The sequence below is a fragment of the Streptomyces sp. NPDC051133 genome, assembly GCF_040682635.1.
In the GTDB taxonomy this organism is placed as follows: domain Bacteria; phylum Actinomycetota; class Actinomycetes; order Streptomycetales; family Streptomycetaceae; genus Streptomyces.
The window spans coordinates 86,567-103,790 of record NZ_JBFBBK010000019.1 but is presented as its reverse complement, the minus strand read 5'-3'; the positions used below and the strand labels follow the sequence as shown (position 1 = coordinate 103,790).

The 17,224-nt window shown below is 73.7% G+C and carries 12 protein-coding genes and 2 pseudogenes; 4 read left to right on the top strand and 10 right to left on the bottom strand.

Annotated features, from left to right (window positions below; translation table 11 throughout):
* Positions 1 to 211: 211 nt before the first annotated feature.
* The 4 genes and pseudogenes from AB0N17_RS21015 to AB0N17_RS21000 form a co-directional block, all read right to left on the bottom strand.
* A complete protein-coding gene (locus tag AB0N17_RS21015) occupies positions 212 to 2,959 on the bottom strand; it encodes an AAA family ATPase (RefSeq protein ID WP_366012911.1) in 2,748 nt (915 codons plus the stop codon).
* Positions 2,960 to 3,018: 59 nt separating this feature from the next.
* Complete coding sequence (locus AB0N17_RS21010; RefSeq protein WP_366012910.1) at positions 3,019 to 4,083, bottom strand: helix-turn-helix domain-containing protein; 1,065 nt, start codon at positions 4,081 to 4,083, stop codon at positions 3,019 to 3,021.
* 110 nt (positions 4,084 to 4,193) lie between these two features.
* The gene (locus tag AB0N17_RS21005; RefSeq protein WP_366012909.1) at positions 4,194 to 5,045 is read right to left on the bottom strand and encodes an NmrA/HSCARG family protein; all 852 of its coding nucleotides are present in this window, start codon (positions 5,043 to 5,045) and stop codon (positions 4,194 to 4,196) included.
* Between the two features lie 143 nt (positions 5,046 to 5,188).
* Positions 5,189 to 5,509 (bottom strand): annotated as a pseudogene (locus AB0N17_RS21000) (ferritin-like domain-containing protein); the annotation flags it as partial.
* A gap of 336 nt (positions 5,510 to 5,845) precedes the next feature.
* Between AB0N17_RS21000 and AB0N17_RS20995 the strand changes: the two are divergent.
* The 4 genes from AB0N17_RS20995 (at position 5,846) to AB0N17_RS20980 (ending at position 9,680) form a co-directional block, all read left to right on the top strand.
* Positions 5,846 to 6,835: a pirin family protein gene (locus AB0N17_RS20995; RefSeq protein ID WP_366012908.1), complete on the top strand. Its 990-nt coding sequence runs from the start codon at positions 5,846 to 5,848 to the stop codon at positions 6,833 to 6,835.
* A gap of 262 nt (positions 6,836 to 7,097) precedes the next feature.
* Complete coding sequence (locus AB0N17_RS20990; protein ID WP_366012907.1) at positions 7,098 to 8,069, top strand: alpha/beta hydrolase; 972 nt, start codon at positions 7,098 to 7,100, stop codon at positions 8,067 to 8,069.
* Positions 8,070 to 8,099: 30 nt separating this feature from the next.
* Complete coding sequence (locus tag AB0N17_RS20985; protein ID WP_366012906.1) at positions 8,100 to 8,816, top strand: alpha/beta hydrolase; 717 nt, start codon at positions 8,100 to 8,102, stop codon at positions 8,814 to 8,816.
* Positions 8,817 to 9,182: 366 nt separating this feature from the next.
* Positions 9,183 to 9,680, top strand: coding sequence for a hypothetical protein (locus AB0N17_RS20980; protein WP_366012975.1), 498 nt, complete (start codon positions 9,183 to 9,185; stop codon positions 9,678 to 9,680).
* Here the strand turns inward: AB0N17_RS20980 and AB0N17_RS20975 are convergent.
* From AB0N17_RS20975 to AB0N17_RS20950, 6 genes and pseudogenes are all read right to left on the bottom strand, one after another.
* Positions 9,593 to 9,835: pseudogene (locus AB0N17_RS20975) on the bottom strand (hypothetical protein); the annotation flags it as partial. The gene AB0N17_RS20980 and the pseudogene AB0N17_RS20975 sit on opposite strands and share 88 nt — an antisense overlap.
* Complete coding sequence (locus AB0N17_RS20970) at positions 9,825 to 10,724, bottom strand: DUF4231 domain-containing protein (RefSeq protein WP_366012905.1); 900 nt, start codon at positions 10,722 to 10,724, stop codon at positions 9,825 to 9,827. The pseudogene AB0N17_RS20975 and the gene AB0N17_RS20970, both read right to left, overlap by 11 nt.
* A gap of 95 nt (positions 10,725 to 10,819) precedes the next feature.
* Positions 10,820 to 13,264: a SpoIIE family protein phosphatase gene (locus tag AB0N17_RS20965; RefSeq protein WP_366012904.1), complete on the bottom strand. Its 2,445-nt coding sequence runs from the start codon at positions 13,262 to 13,264 to the stop codon at positions 10,820 to 10,822.
* Positions 13,265 to 13,366: 102 nt separating this feature from the next.
* Complete coding sequence (locus AB0N17_RS20960; protein ID WP_366012903.1) at positions 13,367 to 14,800, bottom strand: aminobutyraldehyde dehydrogenase; 1,434 nt, start codon at positions 14,798 to 14,800, stop codon at positions 13,367 to 13,369.
* Complete coding sequence (locus AB0N17_RS20955) at positions 14,793 to 16,106, bottom strand: NAD(P)/FAD-dependent oxidoreductase (RefSeq protein WP_366012902.1); 1,314 nt, start codon at positions 16,104 to 16,106, stop codon at positions 14,793 to 14,795. The genes AB0N17_RS20960 and AB0N17_RS20955 overlap by 8 nt, the downstream gene beginning before the upstream one ends.
* A 34-nt stretch (positions 16,107 to 16,140) precedes the next feature.
* The gene (locus tag AB0N17_RS20950) at positions 16,141 to 17,220 is read right to left on the bottom strand and encodes an ABC transporter ATP-binding protein (RefSeq protein ID WP_366012901.1); all 1,080 of its coding nucleotides are present in this window, start codon (positions 17,218 to 17,220) and stop codon (positions 16,141 to 16,143) included.
* Positions 17,221 to 17,224 lie beyond the last annotated feature (4 nt).

The following is a 17,224-nucleotide window of genomic DNA, read 5'->3' as shown; positions in this document are numbered from 1 at the left end:
GATGGCTTCCCGACGGGTGTCTGTGGCTGGATCTGTGGCCGGAGTGCCGAACTCGGACGGGCGACGCGAGACGGCCCATACCGGCGTGTTCCGGTCCGAGCGGGGATATTACCTTATTCAACAGATCGGATGATCAAGTGCTTGGCGGGCGTCCACCACGTACGCGCCGGCCGCCACGCACTGTGCCAGGGGGCCCTGTGCACGAGGCCGCTCAGGCCGCGGGCAACGCCCTGACCAGATTGGCCAGCTGCACCCGGGAGTTGACCGACAGCTTGCGGAAGACGGAGGTCAGGTGCGTGTTGACGGTGTGCGGGGAGACGACGAGCAGATCCGCGGCCGCCCGGTTGGTGTGTCCCTCGGCGATCAGGCGCGCGACCTTGCGCTCCGAGGCCGTGAGGGCCTCCCACCCCTGCACGGGGCGCGCGCCGTTCGCCGCCCGGCGACCCCCGGCCCCCGCACCCTTCAGGTCCCGTTGCAGGCGGGCCGCCGCGGCGTCCGCGCCGGCCGCCGCGAACACGGCCCGGGCCTGCGTCAGGGCCGCCACCGCCTCCGGTTTCCGGCCCGTTGCCGCGAGCGCCTGCCCGAGGGCCACGTGTGCGCAGGCCCGCACCAGCGGCCGGGGGCCCGCACGGAGCAGGGTGACGGAGCGTTCCAGCAGGCCGAGGTCGTTCCGTACGAGACCACGGGCGTGCGCCGCGAGACCGGTGGCCGTGGGCACCCGGGGGTTGCGTGCGGCGTGGGCCTCGGCCTGCGCGGCCAGGTCCTCGGCGAGCCCCTGGTCCCCGCCGCGCAGGGCCATGCGGATCGCCGCGTCGACCCAGGTGCGCAGCAGCCGCCAGCGCATGAACGGGCCCTGCTCCTGCACCTGGCGGATCCCGTCGACGGCCGGTGCGGCGTCCCCGTCGGCGTCGGCGTGCAACGCTTCCAGGAACCGCACCGCGGCCGTGTTGCCCGGGTTGGGTCTGGCCGCGAGCCGCTTCCTCGCCTCGGCCAGGTGCTGCCCCGCCGCCTCCCGGTCGCCGCGCTGCAGGGCGATCCAGGAGCGGATCACGCGCCCGTTCACCTGCTGGACGGGGACCTGTACGGCGTGCTCCAGCCGCTCCATCGTCACGAAGTCGGCCTCGGCGTCGTCGAGCCGGCCCAGCCCCAGATGCTGCTGCCCCTGCGCCCACAGCAGCATCGCCTCACGCATCCCGCCGCCCTCGTCCGCCGCCTTCCGCAGCAGCCGCGCGCCGGTCTCGAAGTCGTCCATGTGCTGATGCGCGACGATCTCCTCGGGAAGGAACGCCGCATCGACCGCGCACAACGCGGAGAAGCGTTCCCGTGCGGCGGCGCACTCACCGGCGTTGAGCGCGATCTCACCGAGCGCGGACAGGGCCTGGACATGCGCCTCCCGGTCACCGACCGCGAGGGCGGCGCGCAGCGCGTCCTCACCGGCCGCCCGCGCCGGGACGAGGTCCTGCGCCCGGGACAGGGCCAGCGCACGCAGGGCGGCCAGCCGCGCCGCGATCTCCGGGGCGGCGCCGCCGACCGCGAGGGCCGCGTCCGTGCGGCGGCGCAACTCGTCGGCCATGTCCATGTTCCACAGCGTCCCGCCGAGGGCGGCCTGCAGCCGGCCGAAGGTCTCCACGGGCGGCCGGACCGCCAGCAGCCGGTCACCGGTCGTCAGGGCCTCCCTGTTCCGGCCGGCCCGGGTCAGGCAGACGACGGCGTGCTCACCCACGGCGAACCACGACGGCCTTGCGGTCGGCACCAGTTCCAGGGCGCGCGTCACCAGGTCGGCCGCGAGGCCCGGCGTGACCGCCAGGACGTCGTCGGCGGCCCGCCGCAGCAGCGCCGCCGCCGCCTCGTCCCCGGGCAGGGCGCCCCTGAGGAGGTGCGAGACGGCGTCGATCGGCCGGTGGCCGGCGGAGACGAGGTGGCCCGCGGCCTCGCGGTGCAGGGCCTTGCGGGCCGAGGGCGGGATGTCCACGTACACCGCCCGGCGCAACAGGTCGTGCCGGAAGACCAGCTGGTCGCCGTCGTCGTCCAGGAGCCCCGCGCGCACCGCCTCCTCCAGCGCCGGGACCAGCGCGGCGGGCGGCCGGCCGCAGAGCGCGGCGGCGTCGTGGAAGCCGAACGCGCGGCCCAGCACCGCGCCCATCCGCAGGAAGCGCAGGGTGTCGGGGTGCAGGGAGCTCAGTCTGCCACGTACGCCCACCACGAGCCCGGTGGGCACGGGCTCCCCCGAGGGGGCGGGGGTGCTCAGTCCGGCGAGCAACTCGACCGCGAGGAAAGGGTTGCCGCCGGCTCCTTCGAGCGCGTCACGCACCCGCTCGTCGACGGCCTCGCCCAGGGCGTCACCGGCGAGTTGGCCGATGGCCGTGCCGGACAGCGGGCCCAAGGACACGATGTGCGTGGGGAGTTCGTCCCGCACGGCGGCGACGGTCTCCTCGGCAGGTCCGCCGAGGCCCTGGCGCGCCGTGAGCATCCACAGGACCGGCGAGGACCGCAGGCGGCGGGGGAGCTGCCGCAGCGCGAACCGGCTGAGCGCGTCGGCCCACTGGACATCGTCCAGGGCGATCAGCACCGGCACGCTGCCGGCTCGCGCCTCGATCGCCTCCGCCAGGCGCTCCACCAGCCAGATCCGCTGATCGTGGCGGCGGGCGAGATCGACCAGCGCGTCGGCGGACAGCAGCGGCCGGTCGCCGTGCAGGACGCAGGTCGCCAACGACGAGAGCGGGACGACGTGATGCAGTTCGTCGGCCTTGCCGAGACTCACGGAGAAGCCCGCCGCCCCGGCCCGGGCGACGGCCTCGGCGAGCAGCGTGGTCTTCCCGATCCCCGCTTCCCCGCGGATCACGGCCAGGGCGCCGCTTCCGCCGCGGGCCACCGAGGTGATCAGGGTGCGCAGCTCGTCCAGTTCGGCTTCCCGGCCGCGCAGACCGCTCCGGGACAGCGATCCGTCCGGCCCCGCCACTGCCCGCCCTCCCTGGTTCCGTACCGCACTGGGACCTGCAGTATGGCAAGAACGGCAGCTCAGCGCATATGCGGTGGGGTGAGGGACACCGTGGCGGCGGCAGGCCGGCCGGGTGGGGAGGGGGCAGGCCTGGGCTCTCGCAGGGCCGAGTCGCGCCACTCGGCGGGGGAGACGCCGTACGCGGCCCGGAACACCCGGCTGAAGTGGGAGGCGCTGGCGAAGCCCCAGCGGTGAGCGACCGCGGCGACGGTCACGTGCGCCGCCTCCCGGCGGGCCAGGTCACGGCGGCACCGCTCCAGCCGGCGCTGCTGGATCCACCGGCTCACCGTCATGTCCTCCAGCTGGAACAGCTTGTGCAGGTAGCGCACGGAGACGTGGTGCGCCCGGGCGATGGTCTGCGGCGTCAGATCCGGATCGGCGAGACGCCGGTCGATGTACGCCCTGATCCGCAGCAGCGACACCCGGGCGGCACTCGGCGTGTCCGCGTCGGCCCCGCCCAGCCGCTCGTCGGCCAGCGTCCGCAGGAGGTCCACGACGTTGCGCGCGACCGAGTCGGCCGTGCGGTGCGGATACGTGTCCGCCGTGTCCACGAGCCGGGACAGGAACGGCGACAGCAGACCGCCGAGCACCGTCTCGGAGTCGAGCGGGGACGCCGTGAGCCGCCGCAGCTCCGACTCGCTCAGGCCCAGCACCTGGCGGGGCAGGACGAGGGACTTCGTCCGGAAGGGCTCCGGGAAGGTCAGCCGGACGGGCCGCGCCATGTCGTAGACGAACAGCTGACCCGGCCGTACCTGGGCCTCACGGGTGTCCTGCTCGACCCGGGCCACCCCTCGGCTCAGCAGCTTCACGACCACGTAGTCGTCGTTGTCGCTGCCCGCGATGAGCCGCCGGGTGCGCAGCCCCCGCATCGGATCGCCCTCCACCGTGACGGCCTGCACCGGGCCCAGCAGCGACGTACGGATCGTGCCGCGGCCGACCTCGTCGGAGACGGCCATGTCCACGGCGCCGAAGGTACGGGACAGCGCCTCGCGCCAGTACGCACGACGCCGGTGGGCGGACACCGCGTCCGTGCTGTAGACGGTGCCCGAGAGCCCGGGATCCGGTGATGAGACATACGGCGACATGGTCTTTTGCCCTTCGGCCGGTGTGCTTTCGCGACACCGTGCCAGCGGGCCCCGGCCGCCACATCGCGTGAATCCGTGAGATCCGGATGTGGCGCCGCTCACCGGGTTGTTCAGCGGGCGGTGGCGAACGTGCGGTGCGCCCAGTCGGCGAAGGGGGTCCATCCGATGTCCGGGTGGGCGGCGTGGAGTGCGGGGATGTCGACGCGGTAGCCGGGGCCGTTCAGGAACGTCCACATCGCGTGCATGTCCGGATCGTCGACCGCCGTCAACGGCACCCGCTCGTACCGGACCTCACGCCCGAGCGCCGCGCCGAGCGCGACCGCCATCTGCGCGGGTGTGGGGGCGTCACTGGCCAGCTCGACGCGCTGCCCGGCCCAGCGGCCGGGGGCGAGCAGCACGTCCGCGGCGAACGCGCCCAGGTCGGGGCGGGCGAGCTGCTGCAACGGCCGGTCGGGTGGCAGCGGCAGATCGAGCACACCGGCGCGGATGCGCTCCGCCCCGCCCAGGGCGTTGTCGAAGAAGTACGTGGGCCCCAGAATCGTGTACGGCACGTCGCCGGAGGCCAGCTCCGCCTCGACGCGTGCCTTGCTGTGGAAATGCGGTACGCCGCTTCGCTGGTCGGCGCCCGCCACGGAGCTGAAGACGAGGTGCGGTACGCGCTGCCGCGTCGCGGCGTCCAGGATGGCGCGACCCTGGGCCACCTCGGCCTCCACCCCGGCCTCGAAGGGGGTCGTGAACGCGAAGACGCCCGACACCCCGCTCATCGCCGCCGTGAGCGACCCCGCATCGCTCAGGGAGCCCGCCACCACCTCGACGCCCCGCTCGGCCAGTTCACGCGCGGCGGGCCGGCCGGGGTCCCGCACCAGGGCACGGACCCGGGCCCGGCGGGCCAGCAGCGCGTCGGTCACGGCCCCGCCCTGTCCGCCGGTCGCGGCAAGCACCAGGATCGGCTCGTCGGCCATCGGAGTACTCCCTTCCTCGCGGTCCGGCGGCACGGGGAGCGCCGGCCGGTCCTCACGGTAACGATCCGTCACCGGCGACACGCTCGGGCGCGCGGCACGCCGTACCGCGGACTTGACGGTGCGCCGGGTGGGGCGCCCGTCGCTCAGGCGCGCACCAGCGGGGTGTCCACCAGATGCTCGGCCAGGAACCAGGACTGCAGTTCGCCGGTGCGGATGATCCGCGAGACCAGCAGGTCGTCGGTGCCGTCGTCGCCCAGCTCGGCGGTGCGGGCGGCCGCGTCATGGGCCTGCGTCAGGATGATCTCGTGGGCTTCGAGCAGCCGCGAGAGCATGGCCGGGACCTCCTCCACCCCGTCCGGCGGGCGCGGGACCGAGGTGATGTCGGCGACGTGCCGGGGGTCGCCCACCGCGACGCCGCCCAGGGTCTGGACGCGCTCGGCGAGGGTGTCGACGAGCTCCAGCTGCCGCGCCCTTCTGATGCAGCCATGGCCGGCTGCCTGCGGGCCGGGAACCGGTGGTCATGACGCGCCTCCTGCGAGGGGGTGTCGGAAGGGAACGCGGTCGACGCCAGGGGCCGGACCGGCGGGCGCGTTGGCCCGGAGCGCACGTGCGCCTGCCCGTCGGCGCACGGCCGTCCCGCCGGGCGTGCGCTCTCGGGACGACGTCCGTGCGCGCACGGACGTGGGCCGCCGTGCCCCCGCCCCTAGCCTCTCTGCCCGGCCTGTCGTCGGTGGCGGACCGCCCTTCCCCGCCGCATGATGGTTGAATGTAGAACAATAATCGGCTGAGAGGTGGCCAGGATGAGCAACGTCGAGACGCGGCCCGTGGAAGTGCGGTGCGGCACGCCGGCGGACGCCGAGCACCCGGCCGGGGCGGCGCGGGTCGAGGTGCTGACCCCGCGTGACGTGCCCCTGGGCGGCCCGCGGGCCATGACCGTGCGCCGCACGCTGCCCCAGCGCGGCCGCACCTTGATCGGCGCCTGGTGCTTCGCCGATCACTACGGACCCGACGACGTGTCCGAGACCGGTGGCATGGACGTCGCCCCGCACCCCCACACCGGGCTGCAGACGGTGAGCTGGCTGTTCAGCGGGGAGATCGAGCACCGGGACAGCCTGGGCAGCCACGCCTTCGTCCGGCCGGGCGAACTGAACCTCATGACCGGCGGGTACGGCATCAGCCACTCCGAGGTCTCCACCCCGCGGACCACCGTCCTGCACGGCGTCCAGCTGTGGGTGGCACTGCCCGAGGCGGACCGGGACACCGCGCGGGACTTCCAGCACCACGTCCCCGAGCCGGTACGGCTCGACGGGGCGCGGGTCAGCGTCTTCCTGGGCGCGCTCGCCGGGGTCACCTCACCGGTGCCGACCTTCACGCCCCTGCTCGGCGCGGAGATCACCCTCCAGGCGCACTCGTCCGTCACGCTGGCCGTCGACCCCGGCTTCGAGCACGGTCTCCTGGTCGACCGGGGAGACGTCCGGCTCGCCGGCACCCTCCTGCGCCCCGCCGAACTGGGTTACGTCCCGCCGGGCCCCGGCACCCTGACGCTGACGAACGAGTCGGACGGCCCCGCCCGGACGGTTCTGCTCGGCGGGACGCCGTTCGAGGAGGAGATCGTGATGTGGTGGAACTTCATCGGCCGGAGCCACGAGGACATCGTCAAGGCCCGTGAGGACTGGCGGAGCGGGTCCGACCGGTTCGGCGCCGTCCAGGGGTACCCCGGAGACCGGCTCCCCGCGCCCGCCCTGCCCCACGCCCACATCAAGCCGCGCGGGAACCCGCCGCGTCACTGACGCCGTGCCGTGCGGCGTCGTGCTGCGGCCCGCCCGCCTCTTCCGGGTCCGATCACGGTCGAGCCGGACCCCCGGGCCGGCGCCCGTGCGCTCTGGGGCTGTCGGGCGTGCGCTCTGGGGCTGTCGGGCGTGCGCTGCCGGACAACTGCCGTACCCGCAGCGGTCCTACTGTGCGGATCGACGGCGCCGGAGTGCCCAGCACGACGATCCGGGTCGCCCGCCGGACCGACCGGCGTTCCCGAAGAGATCCCAGGAGACACCCATGTCTGATGCCCTCGCGCCGGTCCAGCCGGTGCTGGAACCCGCGGCGGCCGCGTTCGCGGAGGCGACCGCCCGCCCGCCGTACCTGTTCGACCTGCCGCCGGCGGAGGGCCGCAAGGCCGTCGACGAGGTGCAGTCCGGCGGGACCGGGAAGCCGGCCGTCGACGAGGAGTGGATCACCGTCTCCGGCGGTCCCACGGGCACCGTCCGGGCGCGCATCGTCAAGCCCGCCGGCGCCGAGGGCACCCTGCCGGTGATCCTGTACATCCACGGCGCGGGCTGGGTCTTCGGCAACGCCCACACCCATGACCGCCTCGTGCGTGAACTCGCCGTCGGCGCGCGGGCCGCGGTGGTCTTCCCCGAGTACGACCTCTCACCCGAGGCCCGCTACCCGGTCGCCATCGAGCAGAACTGGACCGTCGCCCGCTGGGTCGTGGAACAGGGCGCCGCCAAGGGCCTCGACGGCACCCGGCTGGCCGTCGCCGGCGACTCCGTCGGCGGCAACATGACCGCCGCCCTCACCCTGATGGCCAAGGAACGCGGCGGCCTGCCGCTGGTGCAGCAGGTGCTGTTCTACCCGGTGACCGACGCGAACTTCGACACCCCGTCCTACCACCAGTTCGCCACCGGCTACTTCCTGCGCCGCGACGGCATGCAGTGGTTCTGGGACCAGTACACCACCGACGCCTCCGAGCGCGCGCAGATCACCGCCTCCCCGCTGCGGGCCACCACCGAGCAGCTCGCGGGCCTGCCCCCGGCCCTGGTCATCACCGGCGAGGCCGACGTCCTGCGCGACGAGGGCGAGGCCTACGCCAACAAGCTCCGCCAGGCCCAGGTGCCGGTCACCGCGGTCCGCTTCCAGGGCATCATCCACGACTTCGTCATGCTCGACGCCCTGCGCGCCACCCACGCCGCCGAAGCCGCCATCGCCCTGGCCGTCCGCACCCTGCACACCGCCCTGCACACCGCCTGAGGCCGGGAACCCGAGGAGAGCAACGCAGACATGACCACCACGCCCACGGTCGTCCTGGTCCACGGAGCGTTCGCCGACGCGGCCGGCTGGTCCGGGGTCGTCGCGGAACTGCGCAGCCACGGCATCCCCGTGATCGCGCCGCCGAACCCGCTCCGCGGCCTGGCCTCCGACGCCGCGTACATCGCCTCCGTCGCCTCCCAGATCGACGGTCCGGTCGTGCTCGTCGGCCACTCGTACGGCGGTGCGCTCATCACCGTGGCCGGCACCGCCGACAACGTCGTCGGCCTCGTCTTCGTCGCCGCCTACGTCCTGGAGGAGGGCGAGAGCCTGGGCGAACTGCAGGGACGCTTCCCCGCCTCGCCGCTGGTGAGCCACCTCAAGCAGTGGACGTACCCCGTCGCCGGCGGCGATCCGGCCGTCGAGGTCACCATCGCCGAGGACGCCTTCCCGTCGGTCTTCGCCGCCGACCTGCCCGAGGAGGTCACGGCGGTCCTCGCGGCGGCGCAGCGCCCGCTCGCCGCCGCGGCCTTCGAGGAGACGGCCTCCGCCGCCGCCTGGCGGACCAAGCCGTCCTGGGCACTGGTGGCCGGTGCGGACAACGCGATCAACCCCGAGGTGGAGCGCTTCGCCGCGAAGCGCGCCGGGGCCACCGTCGTCGAGGCCGGGGGCGCGTCGCACGCGGTCGCCCTCTCCCGGCCGAAGGAGGTCGCCGACCTCATCCGCGAAGCCGTACGCGCGACGAGCTGATCCGGGGGCCCGGACCGCGCGGACGCCGTCCCCGCACCACGTCCGCGCGGTCCGGCGGTCCTGCGCGGCCCGGCTGTCCCGCGCCCGCGGGCGGCACCGTCACGTCGAGTCCGGAACAGTGTCGTCACGAGGCCGCCGCGGGTCTCGGCCGTCGGGCTGATCGCGTCTGCCGCCAGCCCCAGTTGCAGCGCTTTGCGCGGGTCGCCGGCGCGTGCCGTTTCCGCCTCCGCCAGCAGCGCTCGTACCGACGCCAGCCGCCGCTGCTGCTCCGCGGTGGTCTTCGCCCGCTCCGCGGCCGTGCGCTGGCGCCGGGCCTCTTCACTCTGGGTGACTGCCTCCTTGCGCCGCTGCTCCGCCTGGTAGCCGGTGATCACCGTCGCCACCAGCGCCAGCACCAGGACGACGACACCGGTGGCCAGGAGCCGGACGGTGGACCTGCGCTGCCGGACGTCCTCGCTGTCCAGCTCGTCCTTGGCCATCCCGTGGAGCGGTGCGGCCAGCGATCCGACCGCGCTGCGGAACCGGGTGTCGTCCAGGGACAGCTGGGCCTCGCTGTGCGCCCACCTGAGGTCCGTCCACAGCGGTTCCGCGGAGAACCAGCCTTCGAGCAGCCGGGGGAGGGCCGTGGTGCGCTCCCAGTCGAAGTCACCCGCGTCGTCGTCCCAGTGGATCTCTCCTCCGGTGAGCGCGATCAGGAAGGTGCCGGGCGCGCGTTCGCGCCTCCAGAAGGCGACCTCCCGGCGCACCCACTCGGAGGCGGCCGATTCGGCGGACGCCATGAGGACGAAGTGGGACGAGTCGCGCAACGCCTTCTCGATGCTGCCCCACACGTCCTCGGTGACCGAGAGGCTCGACCGGTCGTAGAACACCCTCAGCGCGCGCGGCCGGTGCCAGGGTCTCGCCAGCCGGTGCAGCCCCCGCTGCAGGGCCGGCGCCAGCCGTCCGTCCACCGCGTGGCTGTAGGAGATGAACGCGTCGTAGGCCCGGGAGGGGCGGGGACGTCCGGGGTCAGCCGCCATGGGAGGCTCGCCACAGGGTGTGCTCCCGGGAGATCGCCTCCTCGGCGTCGGCCACGAAGGACGCCCAGGTCTCCTCCGACGGCGCCGACGGCACGCGGACGGCGATCGCCGACAGCTCATGTCCGGTGACGGCGTACGCGGTCGCCAGGTTCTGGTGCTGTTTGGCCTGGACCCAGGCGGTGCCGGCCGCCGCCAACGCGGCGGCGAACCCCATCAGATCGACGTCGATCATTCCCGCTGCCCTGGCGATCCCCGCGGCCAGACCGAGCAGTTCGAGTACGGCCAGGGTGACGGACCAGCGGACGGCGACGCGTGCGTTCCAGCGTGCCTTGCGCCGGTACCAGTCGAGTTGATCGTTGATCCGGTGCGCCAGGTAGAAGGCGCGACGCTCGGCGAGCGGCAGTTCACGGATCCGCCGCATCGCGGGGGTGATCTGTTCGGGGCTCCCGCCGTCCGGGATGAGCCACAGTCCCGGTACGTCGGCCTCGATCTGGGCGAAGCGTTGGAGGAGCAGTGTGTCGGCGCTCGTACCGTCCGCGTCGACGCGCAGGGGCGTGCCGCCGACGAGGTAACGCCAGGTGAGTGTCTTCGCGGACTCGGCCACCGCCCGTCCGGTGTACCACTCCCTGTCCGGGCGCTCCTTCAGCATGTAGATCTCGCTGACCAGAGCGGTCGCGAAGGCCACCGCCGCCAGGACCGCGGCCACGTCCGTACGGCCCACGCGCCACGCGAAGACGGCGAACAGGGAGGCGGCGACGAGGGATCCCAGCTGGAGCCGGGTGGTCCGTAAGTATCTTCTCTGTCCGCTGAGGGAGTTGGAGTCGGCGGCACGGTAGAGAGCTGGAAAGTCACCGTACTTGATGGCAGACGTCGGCGTGCCCCCGGTCACGGAACCGTCCCTCCGGGCGGTGGCCCGCCCCGCATCGCCCAACCCTGCCCCAGCATTTAATCAGGTCGAGCAGGCGGACGACACCCGCTTCCGGCTCAGCCGCACGGGCCGCCCGGCAGCTGCAGCTCCGCCCAGATGGTCTTCCCCGTGGCGGTGTAGCGGGTGCCCCAGCGCTGGGCGACCTGCGCGACCAGGAAGAGGCCCCGTCCTCCCTCGTCGGTGCTGTGGGCACGGCGCAGATGCGGCGAGGTGTTGCTGGCGTCCGACACCTCGCAGATGAGGGCCCGCTCGTGGATCAGCCGCAGGCTGATCGGCCCGCAGGCATGCTTGATGGCGTTCGTGATCAGTTCGCTCACGATCAGCTCGGTCGTGAAGGCGGCGTCCTCCAGCCCCCACGCGGCCAGCCGGCGGACCGCGTTCTCCCGCGCCTCGTGCACGGCCTGCGGATCGGCGGGCACCTCCCAGGTGGCCACGCGGTCGGAGGAGAGCGCACGGGTCCGGGCGATGAGGAACGCCACGTCGTCGTGCGGATGCTCCGGCAGGAGGATGCGGACCATCGTGTCGCAGATCTCCTCCAGTGGCCGGTCGGGGTGGGCCAGGGCGAAGCAGAGCCGCTCGAAGCCGATGTCGACGTCGCGGTCCGAGGCCTCGATGAGACCGTCGGTGTAGAGGGCGACCACGCTGCCCTCCTCCAGCTCGATCTCGGCCGACTCGAAGGGCAGGCCACCGAGGCCCAGCGGAGGACCGGCGGGAATGTCGGGGAGTTCCACCGGCTCGCTGAGGTGGGCGATGGCCGGCGTGGGGTGCCCGGCACGGGCCACGACGAGCTTCCGCGAGATCGGGTCGTACACCGCGTAGACACAGGTCGCGCCGATCACCACCGGTCCGTACGTGCCCGCCTCCGCCTCGTCCGCCAGCCGCAGGACGAGGTCGTCGACGCGGGCGAGCAGCTCGTCCGGCGGCAGGTCCATGTCGGCGAGTGTCTGTACGGCCGCGCGCAGCCGGCCCATGCTCGCGGCGGCATGGATGCCGTGCCCGACGACGTCCCCCACCACCAGGGCGACGCGCGCTCCGGACAGCGGAATGACGTCGAACCAGTCACCGCCGACGCCCGCCTCCGCGTCGGCCGGCAGATAGCGGTAGGCGACCTCGACGGCGCAGTGAGCGGGCAGGTCGGGCGGAAGGAGGCTGGTCTGCAGGGCGAGGGCCGCGTGGTGCTCCCGGACGAACCGCCGGGCGTTGTCGACGCACACCGCGGCACGCGCGACCAGCTCCTCCACCAGCAGCAGGTCGTCCTCGTCGAACGAGTTCGGGTTCTCCCAGCGGAGCAGCGACACCACCCCCATGGTCACGCCCCGTGCCCGCAGCGGCACCACCATGTGCGAGTGCACCCCCAGATGGATGAGCCGGGACAGGCGCTGCGCGTCGCCGGCGAGCCACCAGGTCGCCGGCGACAGGACCTGGTCACGGACCGGCCGGCCGGTGTTCAGACAGCGCTGCTGCGGAGACTTCGGCGAATATCCGCTGGGCGCCCCGATGGGGATGGTCGCCTCCGGCAGCTCCTCGCGGATCGACAGGTGCGCCGCCCGCTGCAGCGTGCCGCCGGTGATCGGTCCGGGCGTGAGGTCCCGGGCCGCGAGGACGCCCTGGAACAGGTCGATCGCCACGAAGTCGGCGAGCTGCGGCACCAGCACCTCGGCCAGCTCCTGCACCGTGCGGTCGAGGTCCAGGGTGGTGCCGATCCGCTGCGCCGCCTCGTTGACCAGGGCGAGCCGCTCGCGTGCCCGGTCCTGGGCGGTGAAGTCCACGGCGGTGTGGCACACCCCGAGCGTCTTGCCCTCGAAGTCCCGCAGCGGGAACGACGAGCGGAGCCTGAGGTGCCCCTGCGAGTTCCGGCGGGACATGCCCTGCGGCGGCGTCACGTGCTCCACGGCGGGCGTCACCCGGCCCGACAGCAGCGCCTGGCGCGCCTGCCAGTCCACGGCCGGCGGCACCTGGCCGACCTGGCCCGGTCCGGCGGCAGCGGCGAGGCGGTCGGCCCCGTGGTGCGGCGGCAGGCCCTCCATCCCGGCCAGCACCTGGTTCACCCACTGCAGGCGCAGCTCGCTGTCGAGTACGGCGATGCCGATCGGTGACTCCTCCAGCAGGCCGCGCAGCACCGCCTCGTCGAGCTCCCACCGGCGCGATTCGGAGACGTCGCAGGCCACGGCGAGCCAGGCGGAGCCGTGGTCCGTGTGCAGCGGACACGCCTGCACCGCCAGCTCGACCGGGTGGCCCGCACGGTGCCGCGCGGTGACCAGGCCCTCCCAGCCGTCCCCGGCCCGCTGCGCCGCGGACAGCGTGGACGCCGGCGCGTCTGCGCCGAGGAGCAGCGAGGTCGCCGGGTGTCCCAGGACATCCGGCGCGGGATAACCGAGCAGGGCCTCCGCCCGGCCGTTCCAGTAGCGGATCAGGCCGTGTGCGTCCACGAGGGCGACGGCGGCAGACGTGATGCCGAACGGATCCCCTTGGTGCTGGGCGGCCAGATCCTTCAGACCCATGGTGTCGGCCCCATCCGCGGGCGGGCTTCCTCAGACCACGGTCTCACATGGCATCCGGCGTGTCCTCGCATCACCGGCCGGTACCCGGCCCCCTCCGGTCCCTCACAGCATGACGTGCTTCGGCTGGGTGTAGTCGAGCAGGCCGGAGAGGGAGAGGTCGCTGCCGTAGCCGGAGTGGCGTACTCCGCCGTGCGGCATCTCCGAGACCGTCGTGCCGTGGGTGTTGACCCAGACGATGCCGGTGCGCAGCGCCCGGCAGGCGCGCATGGCGCGGTCGTGATCGCGGGTCCAGACGCTCGCCGCCAGCCCCTGGGGGACACCGTTCGCCATCCGCAGGGCCTCGGTCTCCTCGGTGAACCGCTGGACGGTGACGACCGGCCCGAACACCTCGCTCTGCACGATCTCGTCCCCCTGCCGGACGCCGGCGATCACTGTTGCCGGGTGGAAGTAGCCGGGCCGGTCCAGGGGAGTGCCGCCGGTGATCAGTTCGGCATGTCCCGGGAGCCGGCTCAACAGCCCGCTGACGGCGGAGAGCTGAGCCGCGTTGGCGAGGGGGCCGAAGTCGGCGTGCGCGTCGTCCGGGGCGCCGGGTCTGCGCCGCGCGGCTCGTTCGGCGAAGGCGGCCAGGAAGCGGTCGTGGATCCGGTCGTGGACGAGGATCCTGGTGGCGGCCGTGCAGTCCTGGCCCGCGTTGTAGTAGGCCAGCGACGACAACTGCCCCACCGCGTCGTCCAGGTCGGCGTCCTCGTGGACCAGCACGGGCGCGTTGCCGCCGAGTTCGAGATGGAGCCGCTTGAGGTCGGCGGCCGCCGCGGCGGCGATCTCCTGCCCGGCGCGGACGCTGCCGGTGACGGCCACCAGCCGGACGTACGGGTGGGCGACGAGCGAGCGCCCGGTGTCACGTTCGCCGCACACCACGTTCAGCACACCGGGCGGCAGGTGCTCGGCGGCCAGCCGGGCCAGGAGCACGGCGGAGGACGGCGTCGTGTCGGACGGCTTCAGCACGACGGTGTTGCCGGCCGCCAGCGCGGGAGCGACCTTCCACACGGCCATCATCAGCGGGTAGTTCCACGGGGTGATCTGGGCGCACACGCCGACCGGCTCGCGGCGCAGGACGGAGGTGCGGCCCGGGGTGTACTCCGCGGCCGCGGCACCCGGCAGGTTCCGGGCGGCCCCGGCGAAGTACCGCAGCACGTCCACGATCGCCGGCAGCTCGTCCGCGAGGAAGAGAGCGCGCGGCTTGCCCGTGTCGGCGACCTCCGCGCGCGCCACCGCGCCGGCCTGTCGTTCCATGGCGTCGGCGATCCGCAGCAGCGCGCTCTGCCGTTCGGCCGGGGTCGTGGCGGACCAGTTCCCGAACGCCTCCTGCGCCGCCCGGCAGGCCTCGTCCACGTCCTCGGGACCGGAGAGCGGGGCCGTCCCGTGGGGGAGCGCGGTGGCGGGGTCGACCAGCCGCAGGGTGGCGCCGGAGGCGGCCGGTACGTCCTTGCCGCCGATGTGGTTCAGGACCGTCGTGGGGCGGGCGGTGTCAGCCACGGCGCAGCGCCTCCTCGGCGGCGGCGCGGCCGGTGCGGACGGCGCCCTCCATGTACCCGGCGACCCACTGGTCGGAGCCGCAGACGTAGAACGGCGGTTCGTGGCGGCCGTGCAACGGGCCGACCGCCATGACCTCGCCCGGCGGCCACTGGGTGACGTACCCCTGGGTCCATGGATCGGTGCCCCACAGCCGCAGGTGGCAGGCGGTCGGCCGCAGCGCCTCGGTGCCGAACATGCGGGCGATCTCGGCGAGCAGTTCCGGGGTGCGCGCGTGCGGCGGGGTGCCCAGCAGGACGCCGTACCGCTCGGGCGGGACCAGCGCCGACAGCACGCCCTCGTTCTGCGGCCAGGTGCTGCCCAGCACTCCCTCGCTCTCGGACAGGCCGTTCAGGCCGTCGGCACGCCAGAACGGACGGTCGTACACGGCGGCGAACTTCGCGGCCACCGCCTGCCGTTGCCGGTGCAGGGAGGCCAGGCGGGCCTCGCTCACACCGGTGACGGCGACCGACCGCAGCGGCCCCACCGGCAGGGCGCTCACCACGGCCCCCGCGGTGACGGCCTCGCCGGTGACCAGGCGTACCGTGCACCGGCCGGGGCGTACGTCGACCGCGGCCACGGGCGAGCCGAGGCGGACCCGCGGGCCCAGCTCGCGGCCCATGACCTCGGTGAGCGTGGCCGACCCCGCCGCCAGGCGCAGCCCCTCCCAGTCGTCGTAGTCGTAGTCGCCGGTACCGGGCACCGCCGCGCTCTTGCGTAGCGCGGCGAGCAGCGAGATCCGCTCGTACGACCCTCCGGCCAGGCCCAGCTGGCCGATCTCCCACAGCCGGACCACGGCGGGCGTGGCGTGGCGGGAGCGCAGCCAGCCGGCCACGGAGAGCCGGTCCAGGGCGTCCGCCTCCGGATGGGACCAGGGGTCGTCGGGATCGACCATGGCGGCGAGGTCGCTGAACTCCCGGCCGAGCCGCTCGTGCTGAGCCGCGTCGCCCGGGCCGAACCAGTGCGGTGGATCGCCGGCCGAGAGCCCTTCGGGGGTGGCGCGGGTGATCCGGCCGGGCTCGGCGACATAGCTGGGCACCAGCTCCAGGCCGAGCTCCTCGGCGAGCCGGAGATAGGCGGTGTGGGCGCGGCCGACGACCTCGCCGCCGAGCTGGACGGTACGGCCGTCGGGGGTGCGGGTCTGCTCGACCCGACCGCCGACGCGGTCCCGGGCCTCCAGGACGAGCACGTCGGTGCCGGCGGCCGACAGGTCCCGGGCGGCGGCGAGTCCGGCCAGCCCGGCGCCGAGCACGATCACGTCGTGATGCATCGGTTTCGCTTTCGTCATCTCGTCGGGACGGCGCTCAGGCCAGGACCAGGCAGTGTTCGGGCCGCCAGCCGAACTCCACCGTCTCCCCGCCGCTCCAGCGGTCCTCCATGCGTGCGCGGGCCGTGTTCTGCTCCAGCACGGACAGCGTGACGCCGGGGGCGAGTTCGATGAGGTAGGTGGTCGTCGGGCCGCTGTAGACGGTCTCGCGGATCACCCCGGACAGCATCGACATGCCCGGTTCGAAGTCGGACAGCCAGATCTTCTCGGGGCGCACGGAGACGCTGACGGCGGTGCCGTCCGCGATGCCGCCGCGGCGGCCGACCGGCAGCGCGGGACCGGTGTCGAGGGCGACCGCACCGTCCCGGTAGGTGCCGGTCATCAGGTTGGAGGTGCCCATGAAGGAGGCCACGAACCGGGTGGCCGGGTGCTCGTAGACGTCCTCGGGTGTGCCGCACTGCTCGATGCGGCCCTCGTTCATCACGGCGATCCGGTCGGACATGGTCAGCGCCTCGTCCTGGTCGTGGGTGACGAAGACGAAGGTGATGCCGACCTCGCGCTGGATCTGCTTGAGCTCCACCTGCATCTGCCGGCGCAGCTTCAGGTCCAGGGCGGCCAGCGGCTCGTCCAGGAGCAGCACGGCCGGGCGGTTGACGAGCGCGCGGGCCAGCGCGACCCGCTGCCGCTGTCCGCCCGAGAGGGTACGGGGCTTGCGGTCGGCCAGGCCGGAGAGCTGGACCAGGTCCAGCATCTCGCCGACCCGCCGGCGGGTCTCGGCCTTGTCGACGCCCTTGCGCTTGAGGCCGAAGGCCACGTTGTCGGCGACGTCGAGGTGATCGAAGAGCGCGTAGCTCTGGAAGACCGTGTTGACGTTGCGCCGGTTGGGCGGCAGCGCCGTCACGTCCTCGCCGGCGAGCAGTACCGAGCCCTCGGTCGGGTCGCTGAACCCGCCGATCATGCGCAGCGTGGTGGTCTTGCCGCAGCCGGAGGGGCCCAGCATCGAGAAGAAGTGGCCGGCCTCGATGTCGAGGTCGAGGCGGTGGACGGCGTAGGAGTCCTGGAACCGCTTGGAGACACCGTCGAGCCGGACGGCCGGGGTCGTTGCGGTCGCGTCCATAGGA